Consider the following 19,275-nt stretch of genomic DNA (forward strand, 5'->3'; position numbering starts at 1 on the left):
AATGACTCAAACTTTGTGGCCTTTCATGCGATTTGGAAACCCAAAAATTTTGATAAATCACTTTCGGAAAACTCAAAGCGAAAGCAAAACTTCCAAAGCGACTTTGCGCCAAACTTGCTAACCTCGCGCAATCCCAAAATTCAATTGAGGCAACAGCTCAAAACTCGTATTGGCAAACAATGCTGAGTTGCCGAAAAAACTGAACGAATGGCCAACGGAAGAAAGAAAAGACCACAACCGATTGATTTTCATTGTTTTAAGCTAACGCCGCGTTAAGGGGCGCAGGCACACAATACAAAAGTGACCGCATAACACCTTAACCACTAAACACAACGCAAATTGAAAATGCCACGCGTGCCAAGTCCCTCTTAAACGCTTTGTTATGCCGTTACTTTTTGTTTTAACTGAACTTCTACCGCTTTTGAACCGTCGGAAAGTATGAAAAAGTCTGAATCAAAACGTTGAACCACATTAAAGCCTAGTGCCTTAAAAACTGCGACATTACCTGTTTGCTCAACACACCAAACCGAGACTGAGTTAATAGACTTAAACTGTGTAACAACGAAATCTACGAGCTTTCTAGCTACACCTTTTTGGCGAAAACTTGATGCGACTGCTAACGAGCTAAGCTGTAATTCTGAGCCAACCTGTTTAGCTTCAACTACTCCAACTAAAACCTCATCAACATGGAAACCAAAGCAACTCCACTCACTTTTAGCACTGTTTTTATTGCTAACTGCGAGCTCAGTTGGCCTGTAAACTTGACGAAGTTCATCGAAGCAACGCTCTGACAGTTCAACCACTGATTTTTCATTAGCATCAAGCTGCCTTATCATCAATTTCACCTTAGGCATAACGCCCGCTTAAGTGGTGAGCAACGCAATACGATGTTTCCGCACACCACCTTAATCACTAAAATCAACGCATAGCAAAAATGCCACGCGTTGCGAATCCGTCTTAAAGCGTTTGTTATGTAACACTTGCTAGACGTTGTAGCCACAGGCCTGTAGCTCTTTTACGACTTCAGCTTTCCAAGCTCCGTAGCTATCCATACCAACGTATACGACACCACTTATATCATTAGGTGTTTCAATGTCACCTTTAACCAATGCTGTTACATTTCTGCGTCCCAGTTTTGCCATAAGATAGCCATGTTCAAATACTACGTTCTGACGTGCTCTTAGTTTCGGCGGTACATTATTTTCATGAACACCTCTACCTTTATCACAGGCGGTATAAAGCACTAAAGCAAAGTCAGCTTCACCTGAGTAATGCTCAATTTTTTCAATGATTGTCATGCCACTGCTAGCTTGTTCATGCAGTATAATAGCTTCTAAACCAAGGCTCTCAATGTGACGAGCAATTTCCTGCTTCGCTTCGTTATCGCGTCCATGGACGATAAAAACTTTATTCTTCTTTTTCGGTTGAACTTGAAATGATGAAGTCACATTTGAAACATTTACTACCTGTTTTGGGACTTGCTGAGTTTGAGTCGTAGGAACTGCTTGGGGAGCACTTGGCGCACCTAACTCTAAGAAATTTAGTAGATCGACAAACTCCTGATCTAAAAACGAACGACGTTCTTGGTATGAACGAAACTTCGGTTGAATGAAATCCCAGAATGATGAGAGATCTCTATGTAGTGGTCAAGTAAAACTGGCCACGGGTTTATAGTTAAGCCAGTATCTTCGCTCTGACTCGTTTGGACTCAAGCCACCGTTGTAATGGTGTGGCCTGACGTTGCTGTAATACCCCAGGATATAGTGGGTGATTGCCAGCTTGGCCTCGGCAAAGTTCCGATAGCCTGTTTCCGGTATCCATTCCGTTTTCAAACTCCTGAAAAATCGCTCCATTGGGCTGTTGTCCCAGCAATTCCCGCGGCGACTCAGGCTTTGGGTTATCTGGTAACGCCACAGCAATTGCCGGAAGGAGCGACTGGTATAGTGACTGCCCTGGTCACTGTGGAACATCACGCCTTTAGGCCTGCCTCGTTGCTCAAATGCCATGTTCAACGCCTGCTTGGTCAACTCGCTGTCCGGTGAGTGCGACATCGCCCAGCCCACGGGTTTACGGGCAAATAAATCCATTACCACGGCCAAATAGGCCCAGCGAGTACCTGTCCAGACATAGGTCACATCGCCGCACCACACTTGGTTAGGTGCCACCACGTCAAACTGGCGGTTCAACCGATTCGGGATGTCGACATGCTCCTGATTGGCTTTCTTATAAGCATGCTTCGGCAATTGGCAACTGACCAATTCCAGCGTCTTCATTAACCGTCCTGCACGGTAGCGGCTTAATGCAAAACCCCGGGCAGTAGCGATATCGGCGATGGTTCTTGCCCCGGCGGAGCCATTGCTCTCACGGTGGATTTGCCGGATTGTGCTGTGTAAACGCACCGCCTTTGGGCATATCCGCTTATCCCGGCTTAACCAATACCTGTAGCTGCTGCGCTGGACATCAAACACCTTGCACAGCCAGACGACCGGGTACTTTTCCCGGTGGCTCTTGTTGAGTTTCTCGATTAGCGAGAAGTGTTCATGGAGTCCGACATCAACAGAGCTGTAGCCTTTTTTAGGACTTCCTTTTCCAATTCCAGCCGTTCAATGCGCTTCTTTAATTCGCGGATTTCAACCTGCTCTGGGGTCATGGGCGAGGCCTTGGGAGACTTGCCTGAACGCTCTTCTCGCAGTTGACTGACCCATTTGCCAATCGTGGAATAGCCCACCCCCATTGCCTGGGCGGCCTCCTTCTGGGAGTAGCCTTGATCAACCACCAGTTGAGCCGTTTCCAGACGGAACTCAGGGCTAAAATTCGGTCCTTTTTTCTTTGCCATTTCGTCACCTACTGCTGCTACGGGTGTAATCATAACAGCTCTAATCAGGTGGCCAAATTCACTATGCCACTACAGAGCCAACCGCCCTAACCTCGCGCTTACCCGAAAATTGATTGAGGCAATACTCATAGTTTTCAGCGCCAAAGAATAAGTGTCCGAAAAACAGCGCTCAAAAAAGCCAACTTGCCGACAAACACCGAACTGAAAAGCCGAGGGAACATAGAAAAACCATAAACCACTGATTTTGTTTGATTAAGCATAACGCCCAATTAAGGGGTGAGCAACGCTACCACCCAACCTAAAGCATTGTGCCATAAACACTAAACTTGCAGTAGAACCAAAAATGCCGAGCGTTGGGAATCCCTCTTAAATTGTTTGTTAGCACTTGTAGCCATATGGGTTCTCAAAACTAAAGTCGCATTTAGAATGGAGACTCAAAGACAAATCAACTGTACAGTTTTTAATAAAATGTTCTTCATAGCAATCATCCCAATCCATTGAAGCGATATGATCATAATCATCATGCTGAAACCCATCGTTATACTTATGTAATAGCGCTTGTATGTACAATGCAGCAACTCGGCAAGCATGGAATAGTAAAGCAATGAGCTTAGTTCGACTTATTTCACTACTACCCCAGTATTCTGGATTATCTAAAATAGGGAAAACTCCATGTGCCACGTGATTTCGCAGATTACGAACCAAGTGTAAACCATAGCTATTGTCAGTAGTTTCGACACCCTTCATACCAGATAGAGATGTTTGAAATATGGAATGATAGTATTCGAATGTAAGCCTGAGGTTCGAAATCGCATGCTTAAAATTTAATGGCAACGCTGTTTCTTTGAGTTGATCTACTAAAAACGCAGCTCTCAAACTCGCATCCCTAAGTTTTTTTCGTTCGTCTAGTTTGACAACCGAAGGAAACATTAAGTAATGGCTATCAACAAAACGATAAGCTTCTTCTAGTGCATTCGATACAAAAATGAACCGGGTCAAAGCTGTAGAGTATGCTGTAAAATGCTTAGAATTTGATTCATACTCGTCCGCTACAGGTCGGCAATACATAGCAGCCGTATCATCACCAAACCTCCATGAGTTTATTTCCACCACTTCAAGTTCTGCGGCTAACTTCAACCAATCACTGATCACCTTGGTTTCTACTATTCGACTTTCACCACGCCTTTTATACTCATTGTGGTTGTTTAAAAACCGACAAAATTCTGACAACTCATATAAATGATGTGGCAATTCCCTGAAAGATGAACATATTGGGCATTTTTCGCCTGATTTCATTTGTTCTCCTAAGAGTGCTAACGCCCTGTTAAGTAGTGAGGCATGCACTACGAAAGCTTCCGCAACACTACGTAATCACTAAAACCAACGCAAACCAAAAATGCCACGCATGCCGAATCTGCTTGAACAGTTTGTTAGCTTAAATTTCAGCATCTTAGATTAACCAAATCCGAGATTAACCTGATTTGGGAAGCCGGCAAACTGCCTAAGTTTTAAAACCCGAATTGACTCAAACTTTGTGGCCGTTCATTTGCTTTGAAAACCAATAATTTTTGACAACACATGTTCGCCAAACTCAAAGCGAAAGCAAAACTTCCAAAGCGACTTTGCGCCAAACTGACTGACCTCGTGCAATCTCAAAGCTCAATTGAGGCAACAGCTCGAAACTCACGTTGACAAACAATGCTGATTTGCCGAAAAACCTGAACAAATTGCCAAAGGAAGAAAGAAAAGACCACAAACAACTGATTTTTATTGTTTTAAGCTAACGCCCGCTTAAGGGGCAGCCAACGCTACTACCAACTTACCGCATAACACCGTAACCACAAAAACCAACGCATAATAAAAATGCCGCGCGTTGGCTGTCCCTCTTGAAGCGTTTGTTAGGAATATTAGCCCACAAACCTTTGAGTTGTTAATGAACCTTTTAGCCTGAATTTCGTAGCATTAAGTTCGTAACTTTCCAGAGGCAAAACTCTCCTATTGCTAAACACATACTTATACCTATTAGCATATAGTGACGAGTTAACCATTTCTGGAAAACTAATGTCTGTTTTCAAAAGTTCGGGAATCGGTGACATCAACACCAAACAATCTGGTGACAAAGAAAAGATCCGTACCAAAAAACCATTAACAGAAAGATCCATTACTGGGTTATCTGATGTTATAAAATACTCTTCACCAGAACACCTATAAACAGATAAATAGCAAAAGTATCTACGAAACTTAGATTCAATTTCGGTCAGATAATGATAATTTTTAGAATAGTCCATTTCGTCATATGACCTAAACTTTTGATTCCTCAATAAATGAAGTTCAGACCACATAAATAGCTTTTCGGCCTTATCGTTGTCTATCGGTTCACCTTTTTGTAGAGCACGTATAACTTCAATTGCTGGCTTCTCAATATTTCGATTTTGAAAGTGCTCGGTATCGTGATTCTGAAAATCAACCTCCATAGTGCATTTTTTTGCTGGTATATGACGTGGAGGTTTTGTCGCCATTTCATGAGCCCAGATGCGGCCATTATCTTCAAAGGATTTTAAGTATGCTTCTTGTACACTATGTTGCTTCATTTCAATATTCCTAACGCTGCGTTAAGGGGTGAATGCCGCATAAACCAACCTTCCGCAAGCCACCTTCACCACCAAAACTCACCGCATACTAAAAATGCCACGCGGCATGAATCCCTCTTGAACGCCTTGTTATGCTTAAGCTTCAATGGGTTACGTTTTACTAGAACCAAGATTAACTCGACTTTGATTTACAAACAAAAGCCAAAACGTAGAAAACCGAAATGAATCATAGTTTTGATAATCAGGCTCGGAATTTTGACAAATCTGGTTTGAAGTTTGAAAACCTAGAAATGGATTTCTGATTGAGCCAACCGCCCTAACCTCGCGCTTGCCCGAGAATTGATTGAGGCAATTCTCAGAGTTTTTAGCGCCAAAGAATAAGTGTCCGGAAAACAGCGCCCACTGGAGCCGACTTGCCGAAAAACTCGAAACAAACAAGCCTGGGGAACAAAGAAAAATCATAAACCACTGATTTTAAGTGATTAAGCATAACGCCGCGTTAAGGGGCGCAGGCACGCAATACAAAAGCTACCGCACAGTGCCGTAACCACTAAACCCAACGCAAACTAAAAATGCCACGCGTGCCAAGTCCCTCTTTAACGCTTTGTTATGTTTAAGCTTCAATGACTTACGTTTTACCAAAACCAAGATTAACTTAGCTTTGATTCACATACAAAAGCCAAAACCCAGAAAACTGAAACGACTCATAGATTTGAAAAACAGACTTTGAATTTCGGCAATTCAAGCCCTAAAACCTGTGATTAAAATACTGATTGAGCCAGCCGAACCAACCTCGCGCTTGCCCAAAAATTGATTGAGGCAATTCTCTGAATTTCCAGCGCCAAAGAATAATTGTCCGGAAAACCGCGCCCGCTGAATCCAACTTGCCGAGAAACACAAAACTCACAAGCCAAGGGAGCAAAGAAAAACCATAACCCACTGATTTTTGGTGATTAAACATAACGCCCGCTTAAGGGGCAGACAACGCTACTACCAACTTTCCGCATAACAACGTAATCACAACAAACAACGCATTGTAAAAATGCCGCGCGTTGGCTGTCCCTCTTGAAGCGTTTGTTAGCTGCCTTTAGTCAGTTGGTTCAATAATGGTAGCGACACGAAATAACCGTTATTGCATTATCATCAACAGCATAAACCAGTCTATTGGTATCATCGATCCGTCGAGACCAAAAACCAGATAGATTTTCCTTTAGAGGCTCTGGTTTACCAATGCCTTCAAACGGTGAACGCTTAACATCATTGATGATTTTATTGATCCGCTTGAGTGTTTTTTTGTCTTGTGTTTGCCAGTACAAGTAGTCATCCCAGGACTCATCTGTCCATGACAGTAAACGACTACTCATCAATCAGATCTCTTTGGGTAACTTTTCCCGCTTTGAACTGGGCAATGGAACGGTTTAGATGTTCAGCGTTCGCTGGAGAGCGAAGCAAATGTACGGTTTCCATTAGACTATTGTAATAATCCAGCGACATAACCACGGCATCTTCTGAATCACGTCGAGTGATAACGGTTGTATCAGCATCATTCACAACGGCATCCAAGACTGCTTTTAAACTATTCCTAGCTTCTGTAAAAGAAACGATTCTCATAGAACCTCCCACATGCACTGTTTACGGAACAAGTATAGTATTCACAACTCAACTTGTACAGCTAAAGGAACATATTCGCCAGTAGGCAGCTAACGCCGCGTTAAGGGGCGCAGGCACGCAATACAAAAGCTACCGCATAGTGCCGTAACCACTAAATCCAACGCAAACTGAAAATGCCACGCGTGCCAAGTCCCTCTTTAACGCTTTGTTATGCTTAAGCTTCAATGGCTTACGTTTAACCCAAACCAAGATTAACTCAGCTTTGATTCACAAACAAAAACCAAAACATAGAAAACAGAAATGACTCATAATTTTGAAAATCAGACTTTGAACTTTGGCTGTCAAAACTCAAAAACCTAAGATCAAATTGCTGATTGAGCCAACCGCCCTAACCTCGCGTTTGCCCGAAAATTGACTGAGGCAATTCTCCGAGTTTCCAGCGCCAAAGAATAGGTGTCCGGAAAACAGCGCCCAATAAAGCCAACTTGCCGACAAACTCGAAACCAACCAGCCGAGGGAACAAAGAAAAACCATAAGCCACTGTTTTGAAATGATTAAGCATAACGCCCGGTTAAGGGGCAGCCAACGCCATTACCAAGCTTCCGCATAACACCGTAACCACAAAAACCAACGCATAGTGAAAATGCCACGCGTTGGCTGTCCCTCTTGAACCGTTTGTTATGTTTAAGCTTCAATGACTTACGTTTTACCTAAACCAAGATTAACCCAGCATTGACTCACAAACAAAAGCCAAAACCCAGAAAACTGAAACGACTCATAGATTTGAAAAACAGACTTCGAATTTTGGCAATTCAAGCCCAAAAACTTGTGGTTAAAATACTGATTGAGCCAGCCGCCCTAACCTCGCGCTTACCCGAAAATTGATTGAGGCAATTCTCTGAACTTCCAGCGCCAAAGAATAATTGTCCGGAAAACAGCGCCCGCTGAAGCCAACTGCCGACAAAAACAAAACCAATCAGCCGAGGGAACAAAGAAAAATCATAATCCACTGATTTTTGGTGATTAAACATAACGCCGCGTTAAGGGGTGCAGGCACGCAACACAAAAGCTACCGCACAGTGCCGTAACCACCAAACCTAACGCAAACTGAAAATGCCACGCGTGCCAAATCCCTCTTAAACGCTTTGTTATGCATATTTCACACAGGTTCGCCAAAATTCCAAATCCTGAGACGTAACTTTTTCACCCCAGCCACCGTTTTGTGAAAACAATGAGAACTTGAAAGGTGTTAAAACGGGAAACTGCTCTAAACCACTAGCTGAAATGACATTTTCAAGTGCAGCCATTGATAATTCGTTTTCAGCAGCTCCCCAAAAATTACCCCATAATATATCTGTTATTCCCCCAACAATAGTTCTAAACTGGCTTTCACCAACACCATTTTGAGCAAGGGAATGTAATAAGCCCTCGGGAAATTCATCACCTAGCCCACAATTGACCAAAGTGGTTCTTTTAGATTCCCAAGGTTCGAATTCGTCTGGACCATCAACTAAAAACCAACTCCATAAATGATCCAAAAAATCTTGATTTTCTTGAAGTTTCAAGCCATGAAGAACACAAAAACGTTCAAAGATGAGCAAACCAATTGCTGCTCGTGCGTTGATAGACAATCTTTTACATTCGCTCGTGTATGAGTTCATAATTTTCTCTAATATGCATAACGCCCGCTTAAGGGGCAGACAACGCTACTACTCACTTTCCGCATAACACCATAACCACAAAAATCAACGCATAATAAAAATGCAACGCGTTGACTGTCCCTCTTGAAGCGTTTGTTATGTGTCTTTTCTTACCACTGTATGATTGAGTATGCGGCGGTTAATTTTTTGTTTCCAAGCAAGCTGCTTTTCCGAAAGACTACGTGTACGTTTTGTCTTCATCAAAAAGTGGTACTCACTTTCGTATATGTAACCTAGTCTATAAGAATGGATAATTAGATCTTCGTTGGCATTAGCATTTACATCTTTGGCTATGCGTTTGAGACCTGCAAATAAGTTACCAGTGTCAATGCCGATAAACCTGTTTACACACACATTCCCTACGTAAGTTTTATTGCCGTTTAGTTGATTTTTAATATAACAAAGCTCTTTTATCGGCTGACCACAAGGGCAACAGTCAAAGTCTTCCTGAATTTCTACACCAACAAGCAACCATTCATTCTTTGCGAGATGAAACTCACTTGAGTTGGACAAAGGTAAAATGTGCTCTTTTAACCGTTCAAAGTTATGTTCCATACCTCGATCTCCAAATACACATAACGCTGCGTTAAGGGGTGAGTGCCGCATAAACCAAGCTTCCGCAGACCACTTTCACCACCAAAACCAACCGCATACCAAAAATGCCATGCGGCATGAATCCCGCTTAAACGCCTTGTTATGCTTAAGCTTCAAAGGCTTACGATTAACTAGAACCAAGATTAACTCGACTTTGATTCAGAAACAAAAGCCAAAACGTAGAAAACCGAAATGAATCATAGTTTTGATAATTAGGCTCGGAATTTTGGCAAATCTGGTTTGAAGTTTGAAAACCTAAAAATGGATTTCTGATTGAGCCAACCGCCCTAACCTCGCGCTTGCCCGAGAATTGAATGAGGCAATTCTCTGAATTTCCAGCGCCAAAGAATTGATGTCCGAAAAACAGCGCTCAAAAAAGCCGACTTGCCGACAAACACAAAACTGAAAAGCCGAGGGAACAAAGAAAAATCATAACCCACTGACTTTACATGATTAAGCATAACGCCCAATTAAGGGGTGAGCAACGCTACCACCCAACCTAACGCATTGTGCCATAGACACTAAAATTGAAGTAGAACCCAAAATGCCAAGCGTTGGGAATCCCTCTTAAATTGATTGTTAGCAGTACTTTACTGAATTTATCAACTGTACAATTTTTTCTCGATAGTACTCGTGTGGCGCTGAACGATGTTTTGGATTATTAATACACTGCAATTTGTAAATAATATCCCCGTACATCCGACTTTGAGTAAATCCCATTAACTCTAGCAAGGCAGACGGTGATTTAAGCTTGAGAAAGCAGCTTTTTGAAAGTGCTACCTTGTCATGGAAATGTTCATGATGAAGCTCACCTATAACCCTACGAGCACTTTTATGGTTCACTTTGTTCCCGATGATCTCAAAGCAGTAGAGCGAGAGAATAACCAAATCGGTATAGTAATAATTTACATCAATGTCATCTTGATTCAATGTGACTTCTTGCAAAATTACTCCCCCACCAATACCCGCAGTCAAATTAGACCACATAGAATGCTTACGCATTTGGTGAAGCTCGGGACGCAGTACACCTTTAGCTATATCCCAAGACTTAGTGGAGGAATCAACCATTGTCGATTTGACCTGAACCTTTCTGCTTATATCTTCAGAATCAAGGACTAAGTCATAGCCATTATCATCGACATCAGTACGGTAAGCTTTGAGGTAATACCCCTTCATCGCATAGGCTAACTGTAGATCAAACAATAATTTGTTCATTAACATCGACTCACGACGAATCGAATTTTCAGGCTCGTAGAAAAAATATCTCGATTTGTCATGTTCCATACTGATTTACCACCGTGTACTGCTAACGCCCGCCTAAGGGGCTGGCAACGCATTACCACTAAACTCAAACACAACAACCGAAACCACCGCGGCTCATTGGGACTGGAAACGCCACGCGTTGACAGTCCCTCTTGAGGCGTTTGTTAGGGCGAACTGTCCGCGACCTTAGTACTTCTCTTGGTTATACAAATAACTAAGGTGACGAACTTCATTGGCGTTATTACGAATTCGATTAACTTCATTGGCTAATTGTTCGATTTCTGAAGTACAAAATTTATCTTCGAGCTTTGTTACAGCGATAACTACCCGAAATAAAACCCAAGCCGCATCTATTGCCAAATCAATAATATTTTCATCAATATGAGCATCACCAGCTTCTCTATTCCTGATTTCCCCATGCCAAGTAGGATTGCGTATAAACATCGCAGTGCCTCCCAAAGGAACAAGGTATCCATGAAATAAAGAGTGCCGATAACTCATTAAATCTTTAGCAGCTTTAGCCGCACAGTGCAGTACTGCATTTGCTTCAGAATCTAAGTCAGAACGCCCATTAGATAAAACATCTATCCAAGTGTGAGCTGACGTTTTATCTGTAGACGGGCGCTTACCTTCGATTTTTTCATTTTGTAGGCACCATACAGCTCTTTCTAAGTGAGATTCAAACATGCCCCATACAATAGCAAAAGTGCCTATCTTTTGTTGGACAAGTAATGAAATGCCAAGGCTTTGAATTTTAGCTGTAATAGCAACAGCATTTTTAGTATGAGTTGGTAACTTCAATTAAGTCTCCTAAGCCCTAACGCCGCGTTAAGGGGCGCAGGCACGCAATACAAAAGTGACCGCATCACACCTTAACCACTAAACCCAACGCAAATTGAAAATGCCACGCGTGCCAAGTCCCTCTTTAACGCTTTGTTAGGCGCGCAGCTGCAATTGGTAAAAATCGGTTTCATCGTGCTTCGGATTAGGGCGACAATATACCCAACCATTACGCTTATAGAACCTTAACGCCCTTGCGTTCGTTCTACTCACGGAAAGCACAGCTCGATTACAGCCAGCTCGTGCTAATTCTGATTCGAGGTAGACCTGAACTTGCTGACTCAAACCAGAACCGCGAACTTCAGGCAACAAGTAAACTAAATGAACATAACCGGTCTCTGGCTCGGGTGAAAAAGAACGAAACTCTAACTGCCCTACCAATTTTCCATCCAACCAGATATGGATGTAAAACCAACCTGCTCCAGATTGCCTTTCTTGAATTCGTTCTCGATAACCTGCTATGAAATCATCAAAACCCGAAAAGGTCTCGAAACTGCAATAGTAAGCATCCTTTCGAGCAGCTACGCAAAAATCATAGTCTTGCGCCAAATTGATCACTTTAAATTCTACGTTCATCCCTAATCCTAAAGTGAATAGCGCCTAACGCCTTGTTAAGGGGTGAAGCACGCAACACCGATACTACCGCATACCGCCTTAATCACTAAAACCAACGCATAGTAAAAATGCCACGCGTGCTGAATCCCTCTTGAACAATTTGTTATACGCGTCCTATCGGTTGTACTTAACTTTATTCAAAACTTCTTTTAGTTCATGCGTTTTCTCAAGGTTTACACCGTGAATATTGGCTAGAGCACAAACATAATACAAAACGTCATATAACTCTTCTGCGACTGAACCTTTGAGCTCATCTAGCGTTGGTTGCCCACTTTTGCCTTTGCGAATAGATTCCGATAATTCACCAACTTCTTCGATTAGTTTTAAAAAATAGTGTTCAGATTGCTCTGGCGCATAATCGAATTCTTTTATATGACTTTGTAACTCAGATAACTTCATAACGTCCTTTTTGTATCATTTTCCATAAAGCGTATAACGCCGCGTTAAGGGGTGAGTGCCGCACAAACCAACTTTCCGCAGGCCACTTTCACCACAAAAATCACCGCAAACTAAAAATGCCACGCGGCACGAATCCCTCTTTAACGCCTTGTTATGTGATTGTTACGTTAGCATTACTATCGCTTGACGAGTACAATCTTATGCACCCCGTAAACTATAATAAAATGGACATCACATGAAAGCCCTGATTTATGAAACTCTTGTAAGCCTTGCAAATCAAGACCCCGAACAACATGCGAAAATTCGACAAAATCTTTACGAGCAGTTGGATTTGCCCTTTGATAAACAGCTCGCTTTGTATGCTCGAGCGCTTGGACCTGCCAGTTCAGGCAAGCTAGAAACGGAACAAGCAATGAGTAACGCCGTCGAAAGTGCTATTCACTTGCTAGAAACTCCAGAGCATTGAGTCGAGCTACAAATTATAACGATCCTCAACTCCAAAGGGCCGTTTTAGTTACCTAATCACATAACGCCCTGCTAAGGGGTGAGCAATGCACTACGAAAGCTACCGCACACCGCCTTAATCACAAAACTCACCGCATGCTAAAAATGCCACGCATTGCGAATCCCGCTTAAGCAGTTTGTTAGCTTAAATTTCAGAACCTTAGATTTACTAAGCCCGAGATTAACCTGATTTAGGAAACCAACAAACCGCTTGAGTTTTAAAACCCGAATTGGCTCAAGCTTTGTGGCCTTTCATGCGATTTGAAAACCCGAAAATTTTGATAGATCACTTTCGGGAAACTCAAAGCGAAAGCAAAACTTCCAAAGCGACTTTGCGCCAAGCTTCCTAACCTCGTGCAATCCCAAAATTCAATTGAGGCAACAACCCAAAACTCGCTTTGACAACCAATGCTGATTTGCCGAAAAACCTGAACGAACTGCCAAGGGAAGAAAAAAACAGGCTGCAAACAATTGATTTTTATTGTTTTAAGCTAACGCCCGCCTAAGGGGCTGGCAACGCATTACCACAAGACCCAAACACAACAACCGAAACCACCGCGGCTCAATGGGACTGGAAACGCCACGCGTTGACAGTCCCTCTTGAGGCGTTTGTTATATGCCATTTTTACCACTATAATCAATACGCATTTAGAATACGCACGGAGTAACTGCATGAGAACCACGTTTAGTACACAAGCACCCAAAAAGGCTACCAATCTTAGCTTAAACAGTGAGTTACTTGCTGAAGCTAAACGCCTTAATATCAATCTATCCGCTACGATGGAAAAAGCCTTAGAAAAAGAAGTTTCCTCTAGATTGAAAGCTGAATGGCTAGAACAAAATGCCGAAGCCATTGAAGCTTGTAACGAACTTACTGAGAAACATGGCCTTTTTTCTGATTCATACCGAGTATTCTGATGTCTCAATTTACCCTTTACGAAAATCTCGACAAAAGTACGTCTACCGCTTATCCCTATTTTGTTGACGTACAAAGTGAGCTGCTCAATACGCTAAATACTCGATTGGTGATACCACTTACACCACTTGATTTACTAGAAAAGAAAGCACCAAGCCATTTGTGTCCAACGATCCATATTGAACAAGGTGACTTTGTCATTCTTACTCAACAAATGGCAAGCGTACCAACCAAAATCTTAGTTGAGCCCGTCGCAGACTTAAGCACTTTCAGAGATGAGATTATCGCTGCTATCGACTTTTTGATTACTGGCATATAACGCCCTGTTAAGGTGTGAGCAACGCAATACCGATGCCTCCGCACACCAACTTAATCACTAAAACCAACGCATAGTGAAAATGCCACGCGTTGCGAATCCCTCTTGAACAGTTTGTTATAAGCCTACCCAAAGATACGCGCCCAAAACCCTTTCTTTTCTTTTGGCTGAGGTTTCTGGCTTTTAGTTGGTTTAATACAATTATTAGCCTGTTTCTTTTTGTCAGAAGCAGATATTAGAATGTTAACTAAATCAAAAGTTGATTCGTAATGAATTACATCACAAACCTGCACAGTCTTTGACTCGGCAAATAGATCTTTGAAAATATCTTTCCATACGTTGTAGTATTTCGAGCACTGTTTCTCAGTGCCAAACATTTGCCCATAAGAACCACAAAGTAATGCATGGGTAATCTTCTTACGCTGTCCATTGACCGCTTTAGCTTGGGAGATTTGCCCCTCACTCAGAGCAACAAGTATTAACGAATTTTCCATGATTCCTCTTTGGCTTATAACGCCCAATTAAGGGGTGAACAACGCCTCCACCCAAACCAAAAGCATTGTGTCATAAACACTAAATTTGAAGTAGAAGCCAAAATGCCAAGCGTTGAGAATCCCTCTTAAATTGATTGTTATACCACTTGTTCTTCAGGCATTTCCGAGCTCCACCTTAAGTACAGACCTTTAACAAATTTTTGATACTCAACGATATCTTCTTCCCATAAAGGCGCAGGTCCAAATTGCTCAGGAGGAGCATGAGAAATCGCATTTCGCTAATTCGCCCATAGCAGTAACTCATCAATTTCCTGCAAAGAAATGCTGTAACCTAACTTTTGCAGAGCATCGAGCTTAGCCTTAAGCCCAAACAACTTTTTGTTATTTTTCAGAGGAAGAAGTTGATGTGCAATAACAGCCTCAATCAACCCTTGTAAACGCCAAAGAGCAAACTGCCACAAATACCGGTTATCGGTGTAGGTGTAATAAGCGACATCATCTAGTATGTCATCAGCTACATCAGGGCTTTCACTCCTGATCCTTGCTGCATTCGATTCATACTGTTCGTTTCTAGCATCGATCATTTCGCGAACCAAAGTAAGCACATGATCAAAATCTGACTCGGATATTCCATATACCCAATAATCTTCTTCAGTAAGGTGTTTTAGTTGATCACGCACTATATTCTCCCTAGTGGTATAACGCCCTGCTAAGGGGTGAGCAATGCACTGCAAGAGCTACCGCACACCACCTGAATCACAAAACCCGCCGCATGCTGAAAATGCCACGCATTGCGAATCCCTCTTAAGCAGTTTGTTAGCTTAAATTTCAGCACCTTAAGATTTACTAAACCTGAGATTAATCCGATTTAGGAAACCGGCAAACCACTTAAGTTTTAAAACCCAAATTGATTCAAACTTTGTGGCCTTTCATGCGATTTGAAAACCCGAAAATTTTGATAAATCACTTTCGGAAAACTCAAAGCGAAAGCAAAACTTCCAACGCGACTTTGCACCAAACTGGCTAACCTCACGCAAGCCCAAAACTCAATTGAGGCAACTTCTCAAGACTTGCGTTGGCAAACAATGCTGATTTGCCGAAAACCTGAACGAATGGTCAAAGGAAGAAAGAAAAAACCACAAACAACTGATTTTTAATGTTTTAAGCTAACGCCGCGTTAAGTAGTGAGCAACGCTTTCACTTAACCTAAACCATTGTGCCGTAAACACTAAATTCAAAGCAAACCGAAAACGCCGAGCGTTGCGAATCTGTCTTAAACGCTTTGTTATGCGTTTTCTAACTTGGCAATGAGATTATTTTGAATTGTTCTCCATTTTTCATTAACTCCATCCTCTTCCCAGAGTTCTTGAAGCTCAGAGTTTGAAAGTACTTTTTGAACTGCCATTAGAGCTTGTTTCGCATGCTCTGCTGTTACTTGAGGCTTACGACCAATTAGCCAACCTTGCTTACGATTAAGCCAATTTCGAGCTTCATCTGGCAACAAAGTGTGGTCGCTTGTTATCGCCGCAGCAATCACTTCTGAAGCAGCTAAAGCTTCGGAGCAAATATCTACTTCCAAGTACTCATTCTCATTTAACACCAATTGTATCGGTGACAGTAGAGTATTTAACCCTTTTGATTTCTCCAATTCCCAGATCCAGTCACTGGCACTATCATTGCCAAAATTGTCTTCACTCCATGCACCCAAACTATAACTCCTCTTTTACGCATAACGCCCAATTAAGGGGTGAGCAACGCCTACCACCCAACCTAAAGCAGTGTACCGTAACCACTAAATTTGAAGTAGAAGCAAAAATGCCAAGCGTTGGGAATCCCTCTTAAATTGTTTGTTAGCTTTCATTTTTTGATTGTTCAATTAAGTCACTTCTCCACTCTGACACTAAGTCGGAAAGTGTTTTGTAGCCATACTCTGAGTCAATAAACCCTTGAATTTCATTAATCAGAAACTCACAGTCCATTGAGAATGCAGTTAGAACACGTGTGGTGTAATTTTCAGGCCAAGTATCGCTCCACTCATCTCGATGCTTGAAGTAATTAGCTGCACAATTAACCAGCTCTATTAACGAATAACCCTGAACTTTTACACGATGAGTCTCATACGCTTTCTCTTTGGTTAATTTATTAAGCCCCAGACTAACTCGGATCTCGTTAATATCCCGCAAGCTACCAACACAATAAGCTTGCGCTGAAACAAGCAAAGAGCCATAAAGAACTTCACCGTACTCATTCATCCACAATCCATCAAACCAAGGTTCAGTGCGGTTTCTCTCGAACAACTTTGCGATACCAGCTTGGATCGTTTTCTCTACATCGACTAGCGGACCAAGGCCATAGTCAGCCTCTAAAATGTTCATATTACTCCTGAAAGCTAACGCCCAGTTAAGGGGTGAAGCACGCAATGACTAAGCCGCTGCATAGCAATTCAACACCGAAGCCACCGCATACCAAAAATGCCATGCGTGCTGAATCCCTCTTAAACTGTTTGTTATGTGTTAATCCCGTTCATTGATATAGTCAATTGCGAACTCTATATGGGCTATTAACTCTTCAACACATCTGGGGAAATAATACTCTGCATCATCAGGGTGTAAGTTGTCTTTAGGCAATAAAGTGTATTCAATTTCGTCGTTAAACAAAGGATAAAGATTATGAGTAAGGTAGTTCCGACGAACCAATATAAACGCCAAAATTTCGCTAAGCTCATCAGTAACTAATTCATGTTCTTTACAGCTCCCAACAAGCTGACCTAACATAGCTCGCTTAAGGTTGTATCCCACTTTAACACTACTCGTAAGAACAATTGATTTTAATGCCGATTCCAACTTTCCAGACATCAATAACAATCGCCCCAAACTTTCACAAAAACGCTCACTTTTGAGTAACTCATCGTAAAACTCTAAAGACATTGCTGGATTACTCCTTTACACATAACGCCCGCCTAAGGGGCTGGCAACGCATTACCACTAAACTCAAACACAACAACCGAAACCACCGCGGCTCAATGGGACTGGAAACGCTACGCGTTGACAGTCCCTCTTGAGGCGTTTGTTAGCTTCGTAGCCTATTGTTTCAAAATGACTTTTAACCACTTTTGCTTGAAATGCATTTTACGCAAAAGCATCAAGCAAACACACATCCAACGCCAAAAGCTGTGAAGTGAGCTTTCAAAACTCAAAACGATCAAAGCTAAGTTGGCCACGGTTAAGAGTCCGCGACAAAGAAAACCAGATCACAGCGATGATGCAGCCTTTTGTGAAACCAAACTTTGAGTGTTGAACATCCAACAGCGTTGAAGCATCTAGGCTTGCTAGTTTTCAGCGATTTTGAAACGACTGAATTTTCAACACGTTCGACCAAATCAGCATCAAGAAAACTCAAAAGCCAAATTGTGAAATTTGAACGCTAAAAGCGGATTTTTCAGAACGATTGAGCTTGGATTTTGATGATTCCTGCCTTTAAGAAGCTAACGCCCGCCTAAGGGGCTGACAACGCATTACCACAAAACTCAAACACAACAACCGTAACCACCGCGGCTCATTGGGACTGGAAACGCCACGCGTTGACAGTCCCTCTTGAGGCGTTTGTTAGGTGAAATTCTTAACCACGACAAAGCTACAAATATCCCGCTGCATTCTCATAAGCTTCAATTTCTATTGGTGCTTCTGAATAACCAAAAATGGCCAATTGCAGCAAATATTTCTTTGTAAACTCTTCAAGCCCTACCTCTTCCATTTGCTTAACGTGAATCAGTTCATGGGCAATTAACAGCTTGTTGCCTTTCATTTTGTTGGAAATCCAAATACCGTAACCAAACGTTGTTCCTGTAAAATATGGAGAATCGAGACCAAGCCGCTGCATTTGAAAAAGTAATGACTTATTTTCAGGCAAAGGAAGCCGCTCTGCATAGAGAACCCTGACTTTTTCGGGATTTTTAATCCCAATTTTATCTGCCATTTCTAAGTATTGAGGCAACAACGGAACACCTTGAGATAAAGCTATCTGCTCATTTGCTTTCACATACTTTAATGACAGCGGATAGTAGGCCTCCAATTGCTCAACAAGACTACTTGGCGGGTTTGCATAAGTGGCAGCTTTATCTTTGCAACCTAATACTGTACTTACCAAGATTACTAGAGCAAAAATTTTCAAAGAAAGACTCATCTATTGGACACCTTTCACCTAACGCTCTGCTAAGGGGTGAGCAATGCACTACAAAAGATACCGCACACCAACTTAATCACAAAACTCACCGCATGCTAAAAATGCCACGCATTGCGAATCCCACTTAAGCAGTTTGTTAGCTTAAATTTCAGCACCTTAGATTTACTAAGCCCGAGATTAACCTGATTTGGAAAACCAACAAACCACTTGAGTTTTGAAACCCGAATTGGCTCAAACTTTGTGACCTTTCATGCGATTTGAAAAACCGAAAATTTTGAGAAATCACTTTCAGAAAACTCAAAGCGAATGCAAAACTTCCAAAGCGACTTTGCGCCAAGCTTCCTAACCTCGTGCAATCCCAAAATTCAATTGAGGCAATGGCTCAGAACTCGCTTTGACAACCAATGCTGATTT

Annotated in this window: 24 protein-coding genes and 1 pseudogene; 3 read left to right on the forward strand and 22 right to left on the reverse strand. The window is 42.1% G+C overall.

All coding sequences use genetic code 11. The features are described 5' to 3' along the window. Positions 1–380: 380 nt before the first annotated feature. The 15 genes from EWA64_RS02325 to EWA64_RS02405 form a co-directional block, all read right to left on the reverse strand. Entirely contained in the window at positions 381–836 is a 456-nt protein-coding gene (locus tag EWA64_RS02325) for a GNAT family N-acetyltransferase (protein WP_170320313.1), read from the reverse strand. Positions 837–983: 147 nt separating this feature from the next. After that, positions 984–1,448, reverse strand: coding sequence for a TIR domain-containing protein (locus EWA64_RS02330; RefSeq protein ID WP_061893172.1), 465 nt, complete (start codon positions 1,446–1,448; stop codon positions 984–986). Positions 1,449–1,646: 198 nt separating this feature from the next. Next, positions 1,647–2,836 (reverse strand): IS3 family transposase gene (locus tag EWA64_RS02335; protein WP_439655067.1). Its coding sequence is split into 2 segments (ribosomal slippage): positions 1,647–2,569 and positions 2,569–2,836, totalling 1,191 coding nucleotides; the frame shifts between segments, so codons are not numbered across the junction. A 378-nt stretch (positions 2,837–3,214) separates the two neighbouring features. Continuing rightward, entirely contained in the window at positions 3,215–4,132 is a 918-nt protein-coding gene (locus EWA64_RS02340; protein ID WP_042987905.1) for a hypothetical protein, read from the reverse strand. Positions 4,133–4,743: 611 nt separating this feature from the next. Beyond that, positions 4,744–5,427, reverse strand: coding sequence for a DUF4238 domain-containing protein (locus EWA64_RS02345; RefSeq protein ID WP_045572547.1), 684 nt, complete (start codon positions 5,425–5,427; stop codon positions 4,744–4,746). A 748-nt stretch (positions 5,428–6,175) separates the two neighbouring features. Continuing rightward, entirely contained in the window at positions 6,176–6,388 is a 213-nt protein-coding gene (locus EWA64_RS02355; RefSeq protein WP_061893076.1) for a hypothetical protein, read from the reverse strand. 139 nt (positions 6,389–6,527) lie between these two features. Continuing rightward, positions 6,528–6,791, reverse strand: a complete 264-nt coding sequence (locus EWA64_RS02360) for a Txe/YoeB family addiction module toxin (RefSeq protein ID WP_000098716.1) — start codon at positions 6,789–6,791, stop codon at positions 6,528–6,530. Next, positions 6,784–7,038, reverse strand: a complete 255-nt coding sequence (locus tag EWA64_RS02365) for a type II toxin-antitoxin system Phd/YefM family antitoxin (protein ID WP_001223794.1) — start codon at positions 7,036–7,038, stop codon at positions 6,784–6,786. Before EWA64_RS02365 ends, EWA64_RS02360 begins: the two co-directional genes overlap by 8 nt. A gap of 812 nt (positions 7,039–7,850) precedes the next feature. Then, positions 7,851–8,069, reverse strand: coding sequence for a hypothetical protein (locus tag EWA64_RS02370; RefSeq protein WP_061896016.1), 219 nt, complete (start codon positions 8,067–8,069; stop codon positions 7,851–7,853). 117 nt (positions 8,070–8,186) lie between these two features. Beyond that, positions 8,187–8,699 carry a hypothetical protein gene (locus EWA64_RS02375; RefSeq protein ID WP_061896015.1) on the reverse strand — a complete coding sequence of 171 codons (513 nt, stop codon included), beginning with the start codon at positions 8,697–8,699 and terminating at the stop codon, positions 8,187–8,189. Positions 8,700–8,834: 135 nt separating this feature from the next. Beyond that, entirely contained in the window at positions 8,835–9,293 is a 459-nt protein-coding gene (locus EWA64_RS02380; protein WP_000400717.1) for a hypothetical protein, read from the reverse strand. A 618-nt stretch (positions 9,294–9,911) separates the two neighbouring features. Next, positions 9,912–10,616, reverse strand: a complete 705-nt coding sequence (locus EWA64_RS02390) for a hypothetical protein (RefSeq protein ID WP_061896014.1) — start codon at positions 10,614–10,616, stop codon at positions 9,912–9,914. A 165-nt stretch (positions 10,617–10,781) separates the two neighbouring features. Beyond that, positions 10,782–11,396 (reverse strand): hypothetical protein, encoded by a 615-nt coding sequence (locus EWA64_RS02395; RefSeq protein ID WP_061896013.1) that lies wholly within the window; start codon positions 11,394–11,396, stop codon positions 10,782–10,784. A 135-nt stretch (positions 11,397–11,531) separates the two neighbouring features. Further along, a complete protein-coding gene (locus EWA64_RS02400; RefSeq protein WP_061896012.1) occupies positions 11,532–12,011 on the reverse strand; it encodes a GNAT family N-acetyltransferase in 480 nt (159 codons plus the stop codon). Positions 12,012–12,164: 153 nt separating this feature from the next. Further along, complete coding sequence (locus tag EWA64_RS02405; RefSeq protein ID WP_025640084.1) at positions 12,165–12,449, reverse strand: MazG nucleotide pyrophosphohydrolase domain-containing protein; 285 nt, start codon at positions 12,447–12,449, stop codon at positions 12,165–12,167. Between the two features lie 235 nt (positions 12,450–12,684). On the opposite strand from EWA64_RS02405, the gene EWA64_RS02410 reads away from it, so the two are divergent. The 3 genes from EWA64_RS02410 (at position 12,685) to EWA64_RS02420 (ending at position 14,188) form a co-directional block, all read left to right on the forward strand. Continuing rightward, positions 12,685–12,915, forward strand: a complete 231-nt coding sequence (locus EWA64_RS02410; protein ID WP_039465662.1) for a PAS factor family protein — start codon at positions 12,685–12,687, stop codon at positions 12,913–12,915. 710 nt (positions 12,916–13,625) lie between these two features. Continuing rightward, complete coding sequence (locus EWA64_RS02415) at positions 13,626–13,871, forward strand: type II toxin-antitoxin system CcdA family antitoxin (protein WP_001260801.1); 246 nt, start codon at positions 13,626–13,628, stop codon at positions 13,869–13,871. After that, positions 13,871–14,188: a CcdB family protein gene (locus EWA64_RS02420; RefSeq protein WP_000077449.1), complete on the forward strand. Its 318-nt coding sequence runs from the start codon at positions 13,871–13,873 to the stop codon at positions 14,186–14,188. Before EWA64_RS02415 ends, EWA64_RS02420 begins: the two co-directional genes overlap by 1 nt. A 122-nt stretch (positions 14,189–14,310) precedes the next feature. Here EWA64_RS02420 and EWA64_RS02425 read toward each other — a convergent pair whose 3' ends face one another. From EWA64_RS02425 to EWA64_RS02460, 7 genes and pseudogenes are all read right to left on the reverse strand, one after another. Next, positions 14,311–14,679 (reverse strand): hypothetical protein, encoded by a 369-nt coding sequence (locus tag EWA64_RS02425; protein ID WP_055028398.1) that lies wholly within the window; start codon positions 14,677–14,679, stop codon positions 14,311–14,313. A 278-nt stretch (positions 14,680–14,957) separates the two neighbouring features. Continuing rightward, positions 14,958–15,359 carry a hypothetical protein gene (locus EWA64_RS02430; RefSeq protein ID WP_061895067.1) on the reverse strand — a complete coding sequence of 134 codons (402 nt, stop codon included), beginning with the start codon at positions 15,357–15,359 and terminating at the stop codon, positions 14,958–14,960. Between the two features lie 605 nt (positions 15,360–15,964). Continuing rightward, positions 15,965–16,387 carry a DUF4259 domain-containing protein gene (locus EWA64_RS02435; RefSeq protein ID WP_061893795.1) on the reverse strand — a complete coding sequence of 141 codons (423 nt, stop codon included), beginning with the start codon at positions 16,385–16,387 and terminating at the stop codon, positions 15,965–15,967. Positions 16,388–16,529: 142 nt separating this feature from the next. Next, entirely contained in the window at positions 16,530–17,054 is a 525-nt protein-coding gene (locus EWA64_RS02440) for a hypothetical protein (RefSeq protein ID WP_061893455.1), read from the reverse strand. Between the two features lie 138 nt (positions 17,055–17,192). Continuing rightward, a complete protein-coding gene (locus EWA64_RS02450; RefSeq protein WP_061893456.1) occupies positions 17,193–17,606 on the reverse strand; it encodes a hypothetical protein in 414 nt (137 codons plus the stop codon). Between the two features lie 261 nt (positions 17,607–17,867). Further along, positions 17,868–17,987, reverse strand: a pseudogene (locus EWA64_RS02455) (DUF645 family protein); the annotation flags it as partial. A 325-nt stretch (positions 17,988–18,312) separates the two neighbouring features. Then, a complete protein-coding gene (locus tag EWA64_RS02460; RefSeq protein WP_061893458.1) occupies positions 18,313–18,861 on the reverse strand; it encodes a hypothetical protein in 549 nt (182 codons plus the stop codon). Between the last annotated feature and the right edge of the window lie 414 nt (positions 18,862–19,275).

Source organism: Vibrio cidicii, from assembly GCF_009665415.1.
Taxonomy (GTDB): domain Bacteria; phylum Pseudomonadota; class Gammaproteobacteria; order Enterobacterales; family Vibrionaceae; genus Vibrio; species Vibrio cidicii.

What these genes read in the sequence shown, in the direction of transcription:
- EWA64_RS02325 (WP_170320313.1), bottom strand. Translation starts at nt 836, where the DNA reads ATGATAAGGCAGCTTGATGCTAATGAAAAATCAGTGGTTGAACTGTCA.
- EWA64_RS02340 (WP_042987905.1), bottom strand. Translation starts at nt 4,132, where the DNA reads ATGAAATCAGGCGAAAAATGCCCAATATGTTCATCTTTCAGGGAATTG.
- EWA64_RS02345 (WP_045572547.1), bottom strand. Translation starts at nt 5,427, where the DNA reads ATGAAGCAACATAGTGTACAAGAAGCATACTTAAAATCCTTTGAAGAT.
- EWA64_RS02355 (WP_061893076.1), bottom strand. Translation starts at nt 6,388, where the DNA reads ATGTTTAATCACCAAAAATCAGTGGGTTATGGTTTTTCTTTGCTCCCT.
- EWA64_RS02360 (WP_000098716.1), bottom strand. Translation starts at nt 6,791, where the DNA reads ATGAGTAGTCGTTTACTGTCATGGACAGATGAGTCCTGGGATGACTAC.
- EWA64_RS02365 (WP_001223794.1), bottom strand. Translation starts at nt 7,038, where the DNA reads ATGAGAATCGTTTCTTTTACAGAAGCTAGGAATAGTTTAAAAGCAGTC.
- EWA64_RS02370 (WP_061896016.1), bottom strand. Translation starts at nt 8,069, where the DNA reads ATGTTTAATCACCAAAAATCAGTGGATTATGATTTTTCTTTGTTCCCT.
- EWA64_RS02375 (WP_061896015.1), bottom strand. Translation starts at nt 8,699, where the DNA reads ATGAACTCATACACGAGCGAATGTAAAAGATTGTCTATCAACGCACGA.
- EWA64_RS02380 (WP_000400717.1), bottom strand. Translation starts at nt 9,293, where the DNA reads ATGGAACATAACTTTGAACGGTTAAAAGAGCACATTTTACCTTTGTCC.
- EWA64_RS02390 (WP_061896014.1), bottom strand. Translation starts at nt 10,616, where the DNA reads ATGGAACATGACAAATCGAGATATTTTTTCTACGAGCCTGAAAATTCG.
- EWA64_RS02400 (WP_061896012.1), bottom strand. Translation starts at nt 12,011, where the DNA reads ATGAACGTAGAATTTAAAGTGATCAATTTGGCGCAAGACTATGATTTT.
- EWA64_RS02405 (WP_025640084.1), bottom strand. Translation starts at nt 12,449, where the DNA reads ATGAAGTTATCTGAGTTACAAAGTCATATAAAAGAATTCGATTATGCG.
- EWA64_RS02410 (WP_039465662.1), top strand. Translation starts at nt 12,685, where the DNA reads ATGAAAGCCCTGATTTATGAAACTCTTGTAAGCCTTGCAAATCAAGAC.
- EWA64_RS02415 (WP_001260801.1), top strand. Translation starts at nt 13,626, where the DNA reads ATGAGAACCACGTTTAGTACACAAGCACCCAAAAAGGCTACCAATCTT.
- EWA64_RS02420 (WP_000077449.1), top strand. Translation starts at nt 13,871, where the DNA reads ATGTCTCAATTTACCCTTTACGAAAATCTCGACAAAAGTACGTCTACC.
- EWA64_RS02425 (WP_055028398.1), bottom strand. Translation starts at nt 14,679, where the DNA reads ATGGAAAATTCGTTAATACTTGTTGCTCTGAGTGAGGGGCAAATCTCC.
- EWA64_RS02440 (WP_061893455.1), bottom strand. Translation starts at nt 17,054, where the DNA reads ATGAACATTTTAGAGGCTGACTATGGCCTTGGTCCGCTAGTCGATGTA.
- EWA64_RS02450 (WP_061893456.1), bottom strand. Translation starts at nt 17,606, where the DNA reads ATGTCTTTAGAGTTTTACGATGAGTTACTCAAAAGTGAGCGTTTTTGT.
- EWA64_RS02460 (WP_061893458.1), bottom strand. Translation starts at nt 18,861, where the DNA reads ATGAGTCTTTCTTTGAAAATTTTTGCTCTAGTAATCTTGGTAAGTACA.